Here is a 16021-nt window from a genome sequence, read left to right on the forward strand (position 1 = left end):
AATCACCTTCCTGTCGGAAAGATGGGCCCTGCCCCGCTCTATTCCAGATCTTCCCCGTTTGTCTCGATGACTTTTTTGTACCAGTAGAACGAATCTTTGCGGCTGCGTTCGAGCGTGCCGTTACCCAGATCGTCCTGATCGACATAGATGAAGCCGTACCGTTTGGACATTTGAGAGGTGGACGCGCTGATCAGGTCGATCGGCGCCCAGCTCGTGTAGCCGAACAGGTCGACGCCGGCTTCCACCGCTTCTTTCATCTGGATGAAGTGGTCCCGGAAATACTTGATGCGGTAATCGTCGTGAATGGAGCCGTCGCTCTCCACCCGGTCCACCGCGCCCATGCCGTTTTCCACGATAATGAGCGGCTTGCGATAGCGGTCGTACAGCTCGATCAGCGAGATTTTGAGACCGATCGGATCGATCTGCCAGCCCCAATCCGTCGACGGCAGATACGGGTTTTTGACGCCCATGATCGTATTGCCCGCCGTGCGTTCCTTGCCGGCTTCCGCCGATTCGGTAAGGGACATGTAATAGCTGAACGACACGAAGTCGACCGTATGCGCTTTGAGCGTCTCGAGATCGCCCGGTTCCATATGGATCTGCACGCCTTTTTTCTCCAACATGCGCAGGGTCAGAACCGGATATTCGCCGAACACCTGCACGTCGGAGTAGAAGTAGTTGTTCAGGTTGCGCTGCAGCGTGATCTCCACGTCCGCCGGATTGCAGGTGTTCGGATACGTGGTCAGCTTGGTCAGCATGCACCCCATCTGGCTGCCCGGGATGATCTCGTGGCAATCTTTCGTCACCATCGCCGAAGCGACGAGCTGATGGTGCAGCGCCTGATACACGACCTGGTCTTCCTGTCCTTCCGGGCAGCGGTCGGGGATGATGCCGGCCGTCGTGAACGGGTGGCGGTTGATGCTGTCGACTTCGTTGAACGTCAGCCAATATTTGACGAGGTTCTTGTAGCGGTCGAAGCAGACCCGGCTGAATTTCACGAAATTATCGACCACTTTGCGTTCGTACCAGCCGTTGTATTTGACGCTCAGCGCGAGCGGCATTTCATAGTGCGACAGCGTGACGATCGGTTCGATGTTCAGGCGCCGCATTTCGGTAAACAGATTCTCGTAAAACCGCAGCCCTTTTTCGTTCGGCGTCTCTTCTTCTCCGGTCGGGAAAATGCGGCTCCACGCGATCGACACTCGCAGCGTTTTGAAGCCCATCTCGGCGAACAGCGCCAGGTCTTCCTTATAGCGATGGTAAAAGTCGATGCCGCGGCGCTTTGGATAATCTTTGTCGCTGAGGTCGGCCATCGCTTCCTCGATCATTTTGGTGGAAATGCCTACATGCCCCGCGTAATCCTCTACGCTCAAATGCGGTTTGTAGCTGGCGACGTCGGCGACCGACGGTCCTTTGCCGTCCACGTTCCACGCGCCTTCGACCTGATTGGCGGCGATGGCGCCGCCCCACATGAAGTTCTCCGGAAATCCTTTGTGCATGCTCATTTTATGTGTTCCTCCCGAAATAAAGTTAGTTGGTCAGCGCGGTCACGGTCATCAGCGTATCCTGACGGCCGACTTTTTTCAAGTTTGCCACGTCGACCGCGTATTTGTCTTTGCTCGTCACGATCGTCAGCACGACCGGATCGTAACCTTCCGCCGCGATTTGTTCAGGGTCGAATTTCATCAGCAGATCGCCCGCTTTGACCGTGTCGCCGGCCTGTACCTGCGGATCGAAATGTTTGCCTTTGAGCCTTACGGTATCGATGCCGACGTGGAACAGCAGTTCCGCGCCGCCCGCCGTGCTCATCGCGATCGCGTGCTTTTTGCCGAATACCATCTCGATCCGGCCGTCCACCGGGGCATACAGTTCGCCGACCGAAGGAACGATCGCGATGCCTTCGCCCATCGCTTTAGTGGAAAAGACTTCGTCGTTGACTTCCGATAGCGGAATTTGCTCGCCGATCGCCGGGCTTTTGAACGTTTCGGAAGCTTGGAGCGTACCGGCCAGCTTGTGCTGTTCGCGTTCCGCGCGAACCGGCGCGGCTTCGCCTTCGGCGGTCGCTTTATCTGCGGCTTTGGCCGCCTGATCCTTGAACAGCAGCAGAGCGACGGCGAACGATACGGCGAACGCGATCAGGAGGCCGATGACGGCGTTCCAGATATTGCGCGGCAGCTCTTCCGAGATGAACATGGACAAGCTTGCAAGGCCCGGTCCGACCGCGACGAACGCCTGCAGGCCTACGATGCCGACGAACGCGCCGCCGACCAAGGAGCCGGCCATGACGCTCCAGAGCACTTTTTTATGCTGAAGCGTGACGCCGTAGAGAGCGGGTTCGGTAATGCCGAACAGGGCGGAGATGCCGGCGGAGATGGAAGTCGCCCGCAGCCGTCTGTCTTTCGTGCGGATCGCGACGGCGAAGCAGGCTCCGCTTTCCGCGATGTTATGCGCCAGCGAAGCCGGCATATACAGCAGTTCCCGGCCGCCTACGCTCAGCGCGTTGATCGCGTAAGGCAGCAGCGCTTTGTGCATGCCGACCGAGACGAGGAACGGAAGCACGGCGGCGAGCAGCGCGACGGCGACCCAACCTACCGTATCGAACACGGCCAAAATGATTTTCGTGAATCCTTCGCCCAGCGTGTAACCCAGCGGTCCGAGCAGCAGCAGCGCGATCGGGACGGTGATCAACAGCGACATCATCGGCACGAAGAAGACCCGGATGATTTTCGGCGAGATCCGCGTGAACAGCTTCTCGACCTGCGCGTAAAGCAGGACGGTCAGAATCGCCGGGAACACCTGATACGGATAAGCGATGCTGCGAACGGTGAACCCGAACAATTCCGCGCCTTCCGTCAGCATGGCGCTCATGTTCGGCAGCAGCAGCGCGCCGACCGCCGACAGCGCGACGAGCGTATTGACCTTAAGCTTGTTGGCCGTCGTGATCGCGACCAGCAGCGGCAGGAAATACAGCGGCGCATCCCCGACCTGGAACAAGATTTTGTAGGTCTGTCCGTCGGAATCCATCCAGCCCATCACGCTGAGCAGCAGCAGGATCGATTTCAGTACGCCGCCGCCGGCGATCGCCGGGATCAGCGGACCGAACACCCCTGTCAGGAAGTCGAGGAAGACGGCGCCCCATTTTTTCTTTTAGGTCGGCTTATTCGCCTGCTGCGTCTCGTCCTCGTCGCCGGCGAAGCGAGGGCCCAGCAGATTGACGACTTCGTCGTAGACTTCGATGACATCGTTTCCTATGACGACTTGACACTGGCTGCCCATCTTGACCGCCATGACGCCGTCGATGCTTTCCAGCTTCGGCACGTCCGCTTTGTTATCGTCTTTGAGAGAGAAGCGAAGGCGGGTCGAACAGTGTTCGAAATGCGCGACGTTTTCTTTGCCGCCGACGTTTTTGAGGACTTCGGAAGCGGTGCGTTTGTAGTCCATATCTATGCTCCTTTTTTAGGCTTTATGAAAGGTTTCAGCGATTTTTCAAACAAAAAAGGACCTAAAACGACAAATCGCGAGATTCGTCATTTTAGGTCCTGCCTGCTTTACCAGTCACATGCCTAACGGTTTTATTGGATTGGTGCCATTGTAGCGCATATTTTTGTAAGCGCCAACATGAGGATCAATTTTATTTTTCCGTTCACTTGCTTTGCCCTATCTTATAACCCAGTGGCACGAGAAACGAATTGAGTCGCTCTACCAGGGTTTCATCCCATACTTTTTCGGGATTCTTCGCTTCTTCGGCCAACGTTCGGAATTCCGCATAGTCCGTCGAATCGAGTTCCCGTTCCGCTTTCGCGAGCACTTCCGCCCAGAAGTTCTCCACGTTAAAGTTTTCATCGACCTCGGAGCTATCCGCTGCAACTGTACTCAAACCTGCGGTTTTTTCGTTGATTTCCCGCTCCAATGTCTTCATTCGCTCTAGTTCTTCGACGCTCATTTCGCTTTCTTTCAATCGTCCGTCTTCTCCTGCATGTTGGCTGAATAAACTCGCCGCTTCCCGAATCAGTATCGTCAATTGTTCGTAGTCCGAATCCGACATTTGCGACTTCACCGTCTGCAGTTTGGCTTCCAACTGCTCGTAGGCGTTTAGATCTCCCCCGAAGTTTCCTTTGGAACCGTAAATGGCATCGGCCAAGTAATGATACCCGGCATAGGCTCCCGTCGGCAGAATCAGTACCGCGGAAAACACCGCCACCAGTATCCGTTTGCGAACCTTCGGCCGATGGCGGTCCGCGTATGCCGATCCGCCCGTCGTTTCGTTATCTTCGATTTGCGCCGACACTTTACGCAGAACCTCTTCGGGGACTTTCCAGTCGCGGGTCTTCTTTTGCAAGGCGGACCGAATTTCTTGTTCCAAACTCATGAATATCATCCTCCCGTTTTCAGGCTGCGTTCTTCCGCAGGTTCCGATTTGGACTGCTGAAGCCGCATAGGCTCGCTTTTGCGCAAACGTCCGAGCGCGGCATGAATACGCGATTTGACCGTCCCCGTCGGAATGCCCAGCATCTCCGCGATCTCTTCCTGCGCGTAGTCGTTCAGATACCTCAATACGACAATCTGACGAAGTTTGTAAGGAAGCCGCCCGATCCGTTCGATCCACTCCCCGCGATCAAGCCGTTCCGCCGACTGACCGGAGAAATCCGCTTCTTGCGTTTCCCGTCCGTATTGCGCTGCCCGCCCTATTTTGCGTACCTGCATCCAGCTTTTTCTTCGGCACGCTTTGACTTGGCGCAGCGCAATTCCCGTAAGCCACGGCCGAAAAGCGCGACTTCGATCGAATTGACGCAAATTCCGATGGACCTGCAAGTAGGTTTCCTGCATCACGTCTTGGGCGTCTTCGGCATTTCCGACCAGCAGACGAATGATTTTGTAAAGCTCTCCCGCCGTTTGGTTGTATAATTCGGCGTAAGCGGCAGAACTGCCGGCAAGGGCGCGCTCGATCAAATCCTGCTGCTCTTCTTTTCGCTCCATTCGATCTCTCCTTTCTCTCTTTCTCTATGTATTGGCGGTTTTGCTCTTTTCCGTTCGTTTTTTTATTCATACGCGCTAAACCCAAATAAAAAAGCTTTATCGGAACGAAAACTTTCGCCGATAAAGCTTGCAGGTCCATGATGAAGTTGCAGCCGTCGGGCCGCTTTTTTGATTTCAATCCAAATCCAGCGACGCCCACGGATCTTCTTCGTTCATCTTCGAGTCGATCGCTTTCTCCAACGCTTCCGGCGTATCGGCTTCCACGACTTCGCCGTTAACCATCGCGTACGGGCCGAAGTCGCATTGGCCGCAGTTGCCCAGGCAGCCGTATTCGATCACGTCGTATTCCGGATTCGCTTCCAGATTGTCGAACAGGTCATGGGTGCCGTGGTGCATGTTGCTCGCGCAGAACTCGATTATCGGTCTGATCATGATTTTCTCACCTATTCTTATTTATTCTCAGCCGCATGGCGGCAAACATGGAATGCTTCTTTAAATTTCGGTCCATCTATATTATAATACAAGAGAGACTTTTGCAAAACGCGTAGTGATTTTTCACGAAATTTGCAATCGAATTCTCCGAAGTGGTTAAGCCGTTCCGACTGTACGCTTCAAACATTTGAGAGGAGCTGACTATAATGAGTGAAAATACACAACTCGACATGTACGATGAGGTATCCGACGTTCTGGACAAACTGCGTCCTTTCCTGCAGCGCGACGGCGGAGACGTTGAACTGGTCGACGTCGAAGACGGCATCGTGAAGCTGAAGCTGGTCGGCGCTTGCGGCAGCTGCCCGAGCTCCACGATCACGCTGAAAGCCGGCATCGAACGCGCGCTGTTCGAAGAAGTCGAAGGCGTCAACGAAGTTATCCAAGTGTTCTAAGATCGGATTTCGCGAAAGGCGTTCGCTGCGGCGGGCGTCTTTTTTGCATTTTCAGAACCCGGCTGCCGTGCTCGATCGGACTTTTATATGTCGATTCTCTACCTTTCTGCATTTAAATCTTGACACCGTAAAGTTCTAGTCATATCTTTATAGTGTCAAGATTGCATGAAGGAGGTTCCTTTTGAAAGAAACAGCTTACCATCACGGCGATTTGCGCAATACCCTCATCGAGAACGGAATCGAGTTGATCAATGAGGACGGGGTCGGCGGATTTTCGCTGCGCAAAGTTGCGGCACGCTGCGGAGTCAGCCACGCTGCGCCCTACAGTCATTTCAAGGATGTGCAGGAGCTGCTTTCCGCCATGGCCGATCACGTTACGTCACAATTCACGGAGTCCTTGCGCCGCTCCGTCGAAGGCGATTACGCTCCGCAGGAAGCGATGAATCGCCTGGGTACCGCCTACATTGCTTTTTTCCAGCAGCATCCGGCTTATTTTCCGTTTCTGTTCTTTCAATCGGGCATTACGATTCAGGTAGACGGCGAAATCGACGGCGCCCCGCCTTATCCCCCCTTTGCCGTTTTCCGTGAAACGGGGATTCGCTTATTCAGAAGCCAGGGGCTGCCGGAAGAAACAGACGGCAAAATGCTGCTCGCCTTCTGGTCGCTGGTGCACGGCGTCGCTTCTTTGCTGACCAGCAGCGGGATCCGTTACTCGGGCGATTGGCAGGAAGTCTGGCAAACCATTCTTCATTCCGGAGGCGATATGCATGAAAATGATCGTACATGATTTGGAAGAAGCCGGGGAGATCTCCTGGCTGCGGGAATTCGGGGCAGGGCAGGACGTGATCGGAAGCGAAGACGCCGTCATTCGTCACTGTACGGGATGCTTTGGCTGTTGGACACGTACTCCGGGAACTTGCGTCCTGAAAGACGAATACCGCCATTTAGGAGCGCGTCTTGCGGTTTGCGACGAGATGATCCTGATCAGCCGCTGCACCTATGGCGGGTACAGTCCCTTTGTGTGCAATGTGATGAACCGAACCCTTTCTTACGTACTGCCTTATTTCCGGACGCTGGAAGGACAAACGCATCATCAACCTCGATACGAGCAGGCGATCCGATTGACGGCTTGCTTTTACGGGGAGAACATGACGGAAAAAGAATGCGGAACGGCGCGGTCGCTCGTGCGGGCCAATGCGCTGAACCTCGGTGCCGAGCGCTTCGAAGTTTCCTTTTACGATAACGTTCGGCAGCTGAAGGAGGCCTTGGCTTGAAGATCGCGATGATTAACGGCAGCCCTAAAGGCGGCGCGACTAATTCCGGTTTCCTGCTGGACAAGCTTCGTCCTCTGCTTCCGCGGGAGGCCGAGATTTCGACATACCGCGTCGGACCGAAAGCTTTAAAAGAAGAAGATTACGACGAACTTTACCGCACGGACATCCTCGTTCTTTCTTTCCCTCTCTATTTCGATGCCGTACCTTCTCATTTGCTGCGGATGATGACGGAAATGGAACAGCGTCGTCCGGTCGACGAAAGTCAGCGAACGATACGCGTGTATGCCATGGTCAACAACGGGTTTTTCGAAGGAGATCAGTGCAAGCTTGCGGTGAATATCGTCGAAAACTGGTGCGAACGCTGCGGTTTTCATTTCGGTACCGCTTTCGGACACGGTGCCGGCGAAATGTTCAGTTCTCTCGGGAATGTTCCGGTAGGATCCGGACCGCTAAAAAATCTGGGCTTTGCTCTGGAACATCTGGTTCACTCGATTCGAAGCGGCGAGCATGCGGAACCTTTTTTCACGCAGCCCAAATTTCCGCGGTTCCTCTGGCAGCTGTCTTCCACCCGACTTTTCTGGCACGGTGCCGCCAAGAAGAACGGATTGAAGCCCAAAGACCTGAGAAGACGCCCGGGCATTCCGCCGATCCGTCTATCGCCGCCGGAAAACGACGTGAAACGTTGAGATCATGTATGCTGCCTTGCACCAAGCCTGCCCGACAGAAAAAGCCGTGCATCCCGCATTCGGGATACACGGCTTTCGTTATTCGATCTCGCGCGGTTTACAAAAATCTTAGAACGCCGGGATGATCTCGCCTTTGTACTGTTCTTCGATGAACTTTTTCGTATCGGCGGAATTCAGCGCGGCAATCAGCTTCTTGACCGCGTCGGAATCTTTGTTGTCCTGACGGGTAACCAGCAGGTTGGCGTAAGGCACGTCGCTGTCTTCTTTGAACAGGGCGTCTTCGCCCGGCGACAGGTCGGCTTCCAGCGCATAGTTGGCGTTGATCATGGCCAGATCGACTTCGTCCAGCTGACGAGGGATCGCTGCGGCTTCCATCGGGAGGAATTTCAAGTTTTTCGAATTTTCCGTGATGTCCTGCTCGGTCGACGTGATATCCGCGCCTTCTTTAAGCTTAACGAGACCTTGTTTTTGCAGCAGCAGCAGAGCGCGCGCCGTATTCGTCGGGTCGTTCGGGATCGCTACGGTCGCGCCGTCGGCCAGCTCGTCGATCGACTTGATCTTTTTCGAGTAACCCGCGAACGGTTCGATATGAACCGAAGCTACGCTGACCAGATCCGTGCCGTTTTTCTCGTTCTGAACGTCCAGATAAGACTGCGTTTGGAAGAAGTTCGCGTCCAGCGATTTTTCGGCCAACTGCGTGTTCGGCAGGATATAATCCGCGAACTGGACGATCTCGAGGTTTACGCCTTCTTTGGCCAATTCCGGCTTGATGTGCTCCAGAATTTCCGCGTGAGGAACCGGCGAAGCGCCGACTTTCAGCGTAGCCGTCTCGGCGGGTTTATCGGCATCGCCGGAAGCGGCATTGTCCGTCGAAGCGTTCGTTCCGCCGTTGTTATTGCCGCATGCCGCCAGCAGCGCGACGAGCGAAAGCGTGAGTACTGCGAGAATCCATTTTTTCATTGTGTTTCTCCCCTTTTGTCGAATGAATGTTGTATGTTTTATTTCCGGGTAAAATGAACGACCAGACGATCGCCGACCATCTGAATGAGCTGCACCATCAGCACGATAATCACAATGGACACGAGCATGACGGCCGTTTCGTAGCGGTAGTAGCCGTAGTTGACGGCCAGGAAGCCCAAGCCGCCTCCGCCGACCAGCCCCGACATCGCGGTGTACGAGATCAGGGCGATCACGGTGACGGTGAAGCCTGCGATCAGGCCCGGCAGCGACTCGCGCAGAATGACTTTGTACACGATCTGCCAAGTGGACGCGCCCATCGCCTGCGCCGCTTCGATCACTCCGCGATCGACCTCGCGCAGCGACGTCTCGACCAGTCTGGCGAAGAACGGCGCGGCCCCGATGACAAGCGGCGGAATCATGCCGCGCACGCCGATCGACGTGTTGACGATTTCCTTCGTGACCGGAATAAGCGCGATGATCAGGATGATGAACGGCACGGAGCGCAGGATGTTAACGACGACCGACAGGATGCTGTAGAGCGTTCGCAGCACGGTCGACGAAGACCGGGCCCAGAGAAACAGAATAATTCCAATCGGAAGACCGAGGATTAAGGTAAAAAGACTGGAGTAGGCCAGCATTTGAAGCGTCTCGACGGTTGCCTTTCCGAATTCTTCCCAGTTGACTTGCGAGAAATCAAGATCGTAGTTCATTGCAGTTCCTCCACTTCAAGCCTCTGTTCGGCAAGCCGCTTCAAGGTGCGTTCGATCGATTCCGCTCGGCCTTCGAACCGGACGACCAGCTGTCCGTACGGCGTATCCTTGATGCGGGAAATCGTGCCCTGCAGAATCGCGAAGTCCACGCCCGTCTCCTTGACCGTCTGCGACATGATCGACTGATACGTCAAATCGCCGATAAAAGTAATTTTGACCGTGCGCGACGATTCCGGATGCGGCGCATGAATCGCTTCGTTCAGCACTTCTCCGCTATCCGATTCGCGGTTGATAAAGTCTCGCGTGATCGCTTCGCGCGGTTTCAGGAAGACGTCGATCACCGGTCCTTGTTCCGCGATGATGCCGCCGTGAATGACCGCGACCTTGTCGCAAATGCTTTGAATGACGTGCATCTCGTGCGTGATGAGCACGATGGTCAGCCCCAGCTTGCGGTTGATGTCGAGCAGCAGCCGAAGGATCGAATCCGTCGTCTGCGGGTCGAGCGCCGATGTCGCTTCGTCGCACAGCAGCACGCGCGGATCGGTAGCCAGCGCCCGGGCGATGCCGACTCTCTGCTTCTGTCCGCCGGACAGCTGGGCCGGATATTTTCTCGCATGTTCGGTCAAGCCGACCAGCTCGAGCATCGCTTTGACCTTACGGTCGATTTCCGCTCGGGACGCCCGCTCCAGCCGAAGCGGGAAAGCGATGTTGTCGTACACGGTCGCCGACGACAGCAGATTGAAATGCTGGAAAATCATCCCGATGCGGCGGCGCTGCCGCTGCAGCTGGCTTTTGCCGAGCCGGGCCATATCGGTGTCTCCGATCCAGACGGAGCCGCTCGTCGGCCGTTCCAGCATATTGATGCATCGGATCAGGGTACTTTTGCCGGCTCCGGAATGACCGATGATGCCGAAAATTTCTCCCTCTCCGATCTCAAGATTGATTCCGTTAAGCGCGGTTGTGGTCTTGGACCCTGTCGTATAAGTCTTAACCAGATTTTTGATGGTGATCACTCGGTGTGTTCCTCCTACTCGGCTGGCGCCGCTGCTTTGCTCATTGCGCACCTACTTCATGCTCCGCGCTGACGCTTTAAAGCTTCCGTTTAGATGAAGACGGAATTTCCGGCTTCTCTCCCCGGCAGATTGCTTCTTGATAAATCAAAGAGCCCTTTTTGGTAGACAAAAAGGGCTCGCATCGTATGCGTAGAGTCACCTTCTCATCTACCAGAACCCATTCTCGGTTCTGTAGGAATTAGCACCATGACACCCTGCGCGTCTGTCTCTTCGGACATTCGCATGCAGGATCGGTTGCCGGGCTTCATCGGGCCTGTCCCTCCGCCTCTCTCGATAAGAAAAAATCAAGGTTATATAATTGGGTGATTCCGGGTTCCGCCGTGCGTGGACGCTCCGGCTAAATCCTTAACTCAGTATATTCAGTTTAACATCGTTTGTAAAGATGCCTAATGAAAATTTTCATAAGCTTTTTTTCGAAACGAATCGACCAACGCTTCCCGCCGCATGATCCTCCCCGAATTCCTGGACAAGACATGCGCCTTTTAATTTTTCATGCTTGAACAATTAAAAGGCGGTGCCGGGCAAAAACGTCGTTTCCGGACATCTGCCTATGGGAGAAGGACACTTTGAACCTTTTCCCCCGCCGTCCCGTTCGAAAATAAAAAAAAGAGTCCCTTTCGGGACTCTCTCCGCAACAAGTTTTCTGTTCGCGCTTAAGCCCGTACCGCCTTCTTCAGCCCTACGGATGACTTCTCGCCGGCCGGAATGCGGCTCAGCTCCCAGGCGCGGATGCTCATGAAGCACAGGAACGCGAACAGGAAGTCCGTGATCAGCGTGTGCAGCATAGGAGCAAACATGTAATACTCGCTGCCGAGTACGACAAGGTTAAGCACGCCGCTGAGCGGCAGCGCGATAATCAAGGCCACGACGATGATTCCGAGCTTGCGGATATCGGAGATCTGTCCGTAATCGCGAATCGCCATATGTCCGAGCAGCAGCACGAGCACGAGCAGCATCGCCGAAGCGATGTGCAGGACAACGGCGAATTTCGCCAGCTCGGTATGACTCACCAATGCGCCCGTATAGACGACCGCATAGGTAAAGACCGCCGAGAAAACCGTCAGGTTGCGCGCTCGTTTGCTCATCCGGTGTTCGGCCGGAGGTTCCTGCCGGGCTTCCAGATTGCCGGCTCTGCGGACGGACAACGCAAGCACGAGCGCGCTGGCGAACGCGATCAGCGCGAATCCGAAGTGCAGCGCCATGATCGGAGCCGACTGGGAGAAGACGACGGCCAGCGCGCCCATGATCGCCTGAACGACGACGAACAGGAACATGACCCCCGCGTAAATCTGAAAGTCCCGGCGTTTGCGCGCCCAGAGCAGGAAGGCGATCAGCGTAACGAGCGCCAGCAGCCCCGCGATGCCCGCCGTCAAACGGTGCGTATACTCGATCAACGAGCCGATCGTCGTGCCCGGAACGAACTTGCCGTGGCAGAGCGGGAACTCGCGCCCGCATTCAAGACCCGACCCCGTTCTCGTCACGACGACGCCGTTGAACGAGACGAGCAGCATGATGACGCACGAGGCGTAACTCAGCCATTTCAACACTTTATATTGCAAAAGTCTCACCGCCGATTCGAATAGTAGTGGACGGCATTCTTCCCGACGCTTCCGCGCCGGTTTCCGAAATGCCTTTTGTTTTCATTATACCGGAAATGCGTCGGGGTTAAGAATTGTGTTTGTGACAAAAAATGTTCAAATCGAGGACTTATTTGCCCGTCGTTTCATCCCCTTTATATGATTTTCGTCACTGATTCGGCCTTTCAAGCACTTTTGCATGAAAAAAGCCCGCCCCGGCAAACAGCCGGAGCGGGCTCTCGTCGAATCACTGCCGTCCGGCCAGTTGGCCGTGCACTTCGGCAGCGCGGTCAAGGAAGTTCTCGATTTCCGCGCGCGTCTTGCGCGCTTTGTTCACGAAGCGGACGAGTTCCTTGCCGTTCGAAAACGCGACGAAGCTCGGAATGCCGAGAATGTTCAGCTCGCGGCTGACTTCCTCGACTTCTTCCACGTCGAGCTGGATCAGCTTCAGCTGGTCCTTGCGCTGCTCCTCGACTTCAGGCATGAACGGGTCGATAAAGTGGCAGTCGCCGCACCAATCGGCGCGGAATACGGCTACCGTCAGTCCCGAGCCTGCAATCGTACGATCGAAATCGGCTTTTGTGCGAATTTGTTCCATATCGGTTCTCTCCTTTTGTTTTTGATGTTGTCGGATGACAATGGCATTATTCTTATCCTAAGCGTTTCGGTTCCAAGCCGCAATCATCCGCGCTGCAGCCGCATCAGCGGACGCAGCACCCGCTGCAGGGGACGCGGATACGAACCCAGTTCGTCCCGGCGGATCACTCTAAGAATGACCAGGAGCACCAGATAAATCGACGGCACGATGACCCCGACGGCGCAGCAGGCGAGGAAGAACGCCACGCGCGGATGCATGAACGCGGTCATCCAGCTGCCCAGTTCGCTCAGCCCGAAGCTCGCCGCGGCGATGACCAGGCAGGTCACGACGAACGCCGGCCAACGCTTGCCCAGGACCGAGAACGTAACGATCCCGCGCAGCGTGCGCATGTTCAGCACCGTGATGACGAGGAAGCAGACGCCCGTCATGCCGACGATGCCGTAAATGCCGTAATCGCCGAGCAGCGGCGCCAGAATCAAGCTGCCCAGCAGCTTGATGGCGAGGCCGATCATGACGTGCACCATCGAACGGCGCGCCAGTCCGATGCCGAGCAGCATCGAGTTGCTGGTCATCATCGTAATCTGGAAAATGGTGCCCAGCGTCAGCACGGCGATGATGCCCGCTCCGTCCAGCGTACTGAACAGCAGGCCGTTGACGGAGTAAGCCGCGCAGCCGAGCGCGATGACCATCGGCATGCCGGTCAGCACCGCGACCCGCATCGCCAGCGTTACCTGCTGCTGAAGATGCTTCTCGTCGTTACGGGCAAAAGCCGCCGCGATAATCGGAATCAGCGACGTGCTGAGCGCGATGGCGAGAATCGGCGGAATGCCGGCCACGCTCTGCGCCCGGCTGCCGAGAATCCCGAGCTGCGCCGTCGCCATGTCGTTGCCGATCTGTCCGATCAGCAGCGGCTTCACGATCGAAGCGTCGATGAAGTTGATCGCCGGGACGGCCAGCGACGTCAGCACGATCGGGATCGACAGCTTGAAAATATCGCCGTAGATGCGTCCGAGCGGAATCGTCTGATCGTGCCGGTTAATCAGCGTCAAGCCCTTCTTGCGGTCGTTCTTCGCCAGCTTGAGCGAAGCCATCAGCATAATCGCGAAGGCCCCGAGGCTTCCCAGCACGCCGCCGAACGAAGCGCCGGCCGCGATGGTTTCGCCCGGCTTGCCGAGCTGCAGCAGAATGTAGGCGAGCAGAATCGCCGTGAATACGCGGGCAACCTGCTCGATGATCTGCGACACGCCGCCGACCGCCATCATGTTGCGGCCCTGGAAGTAGCCCCGCATCATGGCGATGGTCGGGAACAGGATCAGCGCCGGCGCAAGCGCGCGGATCGCCGGAACGGATTCCGGCGTCTCGCTGAGCGCCGCGTACCAGGGCGCAAAGACGTACAGCAGCACCGTAATCACGACGCCCATCATGCCCGAGAACAGCAGCGCCGCGTAATAGATGCGGCCCGCTTCTTCCGGACGGTTGAGCGCGTAACGTTCGGAGATCATTTTGCTCAGCGTGCTCGGAATGCCCGCCGTCGCCACGGTCAGCAGCATGAGATAGACGTTATTGGCGACCGTGAACGACGCGTTGCCGACCGATCCGAGCATATGCTCCAGCGGAACGCGCTGCACAAGGCCGAGGACGCGGGCGACGAGCGCGGCCGCCGCCAGAATGAGCGTGCCTCTGACAAACGATTCTTTCTTGGACAAAACCTGTTCCCTTCTTTCCCCCGTAAAAAGCCGCTATCGGCTTTCCTATACGATCCAGATGATGAAGACGATAATCATGATAACCTGCAGAATGCCCTTGACGAGCGTACTGCTGAGCAGACCGACCAGCGCGCCCCAGCCCGCTTTCAGCGCCTGCTTGAAGTCCGAGCCGTGAATCAATTCCCCGATCACCGCGCCGATGAACGGACCGAGAATGAGGCCGAACGCCGGGATGACGAACGGGCCGAGAATCAAGCCGACGGTACTGAGCTGAATCGACAGTTTCGATCCGCCGAATTTCTTGGTTCCCCATGCGCTCACCACGTAATCGGCCACGATCAGCGCGACGAAGATCACCGTTTGGATAATCCAGAACCAGACCGTCAGTTCGCCGAACGAGAAAAACCAGCCGTACACGAAAAACGCGAAATAAATAGCGATCGCGCCCGGCAGGATCGGGAAGATCAGACCGGCCATGCCGACGACGAAGAGCGCGACGACAAGCACCCAACCCAGTATATCCAATGCTACCATGTCAGGTCCTCCTATGCTTTCCTTTTAGTGACGGACGTTTTACGCCGACGGGTCGTCTTCCGGCCGTCTGGCCGACATAGACGCTTTCGGCGCCGATTTCTCCGCTTCGCTCTCTTCGAACTCGAGACCGTCCAGCATGTACTCGCGGATAATCTGCACGATGCCGTCCTCGTTGTTGCTCGCCACGACCAGATCCGCGGCTTCCTTGACGGCTTCCTGCGCATTGCCCATCGCGACTCCGAGACCCACGGCCTGAATGGCGGCGATGTCGTTCAAGCTGTCGCCGACCGCGATGACCTGCTCCATCCGGATGCCGAGCAGCTCGCACACCTGCGCGATCCCGCTCGCTTTGGAAATGCCTTCCGGATTGATCTCCAGATTTTCCATCGACGAATTGGTGATCTGAAGGCCTCCCATATCCTGCAGGCGCATCAGAATGTCGTGCAGCACGTCGCGGTCCGGCGTATTGTATCCGAACTTGAGCCATTCCTTATCGTCCAAAGTCTCGGGCCAATGATCCCGGTTGTACAGGCGTTCCGTCGTATAAGCCCAGAACCAGACCCCGTATTCTTCCGCCAGCGCATGCATGTTCCGGATCGCTTCCACATCCATCAAAGCGCGGTAATGCAGCTGGTGCGGCGCTTTCCATACTTCGCTTCCGTTGACCGTCACCATCGGCGTCTCGAGCCCCAGTTCCACGGCATACGGCAGCGCGTGCATCGCGGCGCGTCCGGTCGACAGGCAGACGTGAAAGCCTTCCTTGACGGCCCGGCGAATCCACTTGGCCGTCTCCTCCGATACCTCGTGGTCGTCGTTCAGCAGCGTCCCGTCCATGTCGAGCGCGAGCAGCTTGTAATCGTAACGCGTCATGTATTTACCCCTTTCGAAACGTGTTCACTCTCGCCATTCTATCACATTCCCCCGTGCTCTCCAACGCGGCCGCGCAAGGAATCCGCGCGCGTTTCCGGCCGCTTTGCGCCTTCGTTTCCGAGCGCGCGCTCCAAGCGAGGGCGGACAGCAAAAAAAGCCCTCGCTCCGGCAG

The 16021-nt window shown here is 56.3% G+C and carries 16 protein-coding genes, 1 pseudogene and 1 riboswitch; of the genes and pseudogenes, 4 read left to right on the plus strand and 13 right to left on the minus strand.

Annotated features, from left to right (window positions below):
* Nucleotides 1–38: 38 nt before the first annotated feature.
* The 5 genes and pseudogenes from GYN08_RS15915 to GYN08_RS15935 all read right to left on the minus strand — a co-directional run bounded on the left by GYN08_RS15915 (nt 39) and on the right by GYN08_RS15935 (nt 5409).
* The gene (locus GYN08_RS15915) at nt 39–1505 is read right to left on the minus strand and encodes a glycoside hydrolase family 1 protein (protein WP_166276000.1); all 1467 of its coding nucleotides are present in this window, start codon (nt 1503–1505) and stop codon (nt 39–41) included.
* Between the two features lie 25 nt (nt 1506–1530).
* Nucleotides 1531–3441, minus strand: a pseudogene (locus GYN08_RS15920) (beta-glucoside-specific PTS transporter subunit IIABC).
* 202 nt (nt 3442–3643) lie between these two features.
* Nucleotides 3644–4369: a hypothetical protein gene (locus GYN08_RS15925; protein ID WP_166276002.1), complete on the minus strand. Its 726-nt coding sequence runs from the start codon at nt 4367–4369 to the stop codon at nt 3644–3646.
* A gap of 5 nt (nt 4370–4374) precedes the next feature.
* Nucleotides 4375–4977, minus strand: coding sequence for a sigma-70 family RNA polymerase sigma factor (locus GYN08_RS15930; RefSeq protein ID WP_166276004.1), 603 nt, complete (start codon nt 4975–4977; stop codon nt 4375–4377).
* Between the two features lie 174 nt (nt 4978–5151).
* Nucleotides 5152–5409, minus strand: a complete 258-nt coding sequence (locus GYN08_RS15935) for a YuzB family protein (protein ID WP_166276006.1) — start codon at nt 5407–5409, stop codon at nt 5152–5154.
* A gap of 206 nt (nt 5410–5615) precedes the next feature.
* On the opposite strand from GYN08_RS15935, the gene GYN08_RS15940 reads away from it, so the two are divergent.
* From GYN08_RS15940 to GYN08_RS15955, 4 genes are all read left to right on the plus strand, one after another.
* Nucleotides 5616–5861, plus strand: a complete 246-nt coding sequence (locus GYN08_RS15940; RefSeq protein ID WP_037291198.1) for a NifU family protein — start codon at nt 5616–5618, stop codon at nt 5859–5861.
* Nucleotides 5862–6042: 181 nt separating this feature from the next.
* Nucleotides 6043–6648, plus strand: coding sequence for a TetR/AcrR family transcriptional regulator (locus tag GYN08_RS15945; RefSeq protein WP_166276008.1), 606 nt, complete (start codon nt 6043–6045; stop codon nt 6646–6648).
* Entirely contained in the window at nt 6629–7135 is a 507-nt protein-coding gene (locus GYN08_RS15950; RefSeq protein WP_166276010.1) for a flavodoxin family protein, read from the plus strand. Before GYN08_RS15945 ends, GYN08_RS15950 begins: the two co-directional genes overlap by 20 nt.
* A complete protein-coding gene (locus GYN08_RS15955) occupies nt 7132–7821 on the plus strand; it encodes an NAD(P)H-dependent oxidoreductase (protein ID WP_166276012.1) in 690 nt (229 codons plus the stop codon). Before GYN08_RS15950 ends, GYN08_RS15955 begins: the two co-directional genes overlap by 4 nt.
* Before the next feature lie 108 nt (nt 7822–7929).
* Here GYN08_RS15955 and GYN08_RS15960 read toward each other — a convergent pair whose 3' ends face one another.
* The 8 genes from GYN08_RS15960 to GYN08_RS15995 form a co-directional block, all read right to left on the minus strand.
* On the minus strand, nt 7930–8781 hold the full coding sequence (locus tag GYN08_RS15960) for a MetQ/NlpA family ABC transporter substrate-binding protein (protein WP_166276014.1): 852 nt from the start codon (nt 8779–8781) through the stop codon (nt 7930–7932).
* 38 nt (nt 8782–8819) lie between these two features.
* Nucleotides 8820–9491, minus strand: a complete 672-nt coding sequence (locus GYN08_RS15965; protein ID WP_166276016.1) for a methionine ABC transporter permease — start codon at nt 9489–9491, stop codon at nt 8820–8822.
* Entirely contained in the window at nt 9488–10504 is a 1017-nt protein-coding gene (locus GYN08_RS15970; protein WP_166276018.1) for a methionine ABC transporter ATP-binding protein, read from the minus strand. The genes GYN08_RS15965 and GYN08_RS15970 overlap by 4 nt, the downstream gene beginning before the upstream one ends.
* Before the next feature lie 200 nt (nt 10505–10704).
* Nucleotides 10705–10844: riboswitch (SAM riboswitch) on the minus strand.
* Between the two features lie 373 nt (nt 10845–11217).
* On the minus strand, nt 11218–12123 hold the full coding sequence (locus GYN08_RS15975; protein WP_166276020.1) for a COX15/CtaA family protein: 906 nt from the start codon (nt 12121–12123) through the stop codon (nt 11218–11220).
* Between the two features lie 265 nt (nt 12124–12388).
* The gene (locus GYN08_RS15980; RefSeq protein ID WP_166276022.1) at nt 12389–12739 is read right to left on the minus strand and encodes a thioredoxin family protein; all 351 of its coding nucleotides are present in this window, start codon (nt 12737–12739) and stop codon (nt 12389–12391) included.
* Between the two features lie 83 nt (nt 12740–12822).
* Nucleotides 12823–14445: a putative polysaccharide biosynthesis protein gene (locus GYN08_RS15985; protein WP_166276024.1), complete on the minus strand. Its 1623-nt coding sequence runs from the start codon at nt 14443–14445 to the stop codon at nt 12823–12825.
* A gap of 45 nt (nt 14446–14490) precedes the next feature.
* Entirely contained in the window at nt 14491–14970 is a 480-nt protein-coding gene (locus GYN08_RS15990; protein ID WP_166276183.1) for a DUF456 domain-containing protein, read from the minus strand.
* A gap of 48 nt (nt 14971–15018) precedes the next feature.
* Entirely contained in the window at nt 15019–15849 is an 831-nt protein-coding gene (locus GYN08_RS15995) for a Cof-type HAD-IIB family hydrolase (RefSeq protein WP_166276026.1), read from the minus strand.
* Between the last annotated feature and the right edge of the window lie 172 nt (nt 15850–16021).

This window comes from Saccharibacillus alkalitolerans, assembly GCF_011090185.1.
Classification (GTDB): Bacteria; Bacillota; Bacilli; order Paenibacillales; family Paenibacillaceae; genus Saccharibacillus; species Saccharibacillus alkalitolerans.

Coding starts and splice junctions, on each gene's coding strand:
- GYN08_RS15915 (WP_166276000.1), bottom strand. CDS start 1,505: ATGAGCATGCACAAAGGATTTCCGGAGAACTTCATGTGGGGCGGCGCC.
- GYN08_RS15925 (WP_166276002.1), bottom strand. CDS start 4,369: ATGAGTTTGGAACAAGAAATTCGGTCCGCCTTGCAAAAGAAGACCCGC.
- GYN08_RS15930 (WP_166276004.1), bottom strand. CDS start 4,977: ATGGAGCGAAAAGAAGAGCAGCAGGATTTGATCGAGCGCGCCCTTGCC.
- GYN08_RS15935 (WP_166276006.1), bottom strand. CDS start 5,409: ATGATCAGACCGATAATCGAGTTCTGCGCGAGCAACATGCACCACGGC.
- GYN08_RS15940 (WP_037291198.1), top strand. CDS start 5,616: ATGAGTGAAAATACACAACTCGACATGTACGATGAGGTATCCGACGTT.
- GYN08_RS15950 (WP_166276010.1), top strand. CDS start 6,629: ATGAAAATGATCGTACATGATTTGGAAGAAGCCGGGGAGATCTCCTGG.
- GYN08_RS15960 (WP_166276014.1), bottom strand. CDS start 8,781: ATGAAAAAATGGATTCTCGCAGTACTCACGCTTTCGCTCGTCGCGCTG.
- GYN08_RS15965 (WP_166276016.1), bottom strand. CDS start 9,491: ATGAACTACGATCTTGATTTCTCGCAAGTCAACTGGGAAGAATTCGGA.
- GYN08_RS15980 (WP_166276022.1), bottom strand. CDS start 12,739: ATGGAACAAATTCGCACAAAAGCCGATTTCGATCGTACGATTGCAGGC.
- GYN08_RS15995 (WP_166276026.1), bottom strand. CDS start 15,849: ATGACGCGTTACGATTACAAGCTGCTCGCGCTCGACATGGACGGGACG.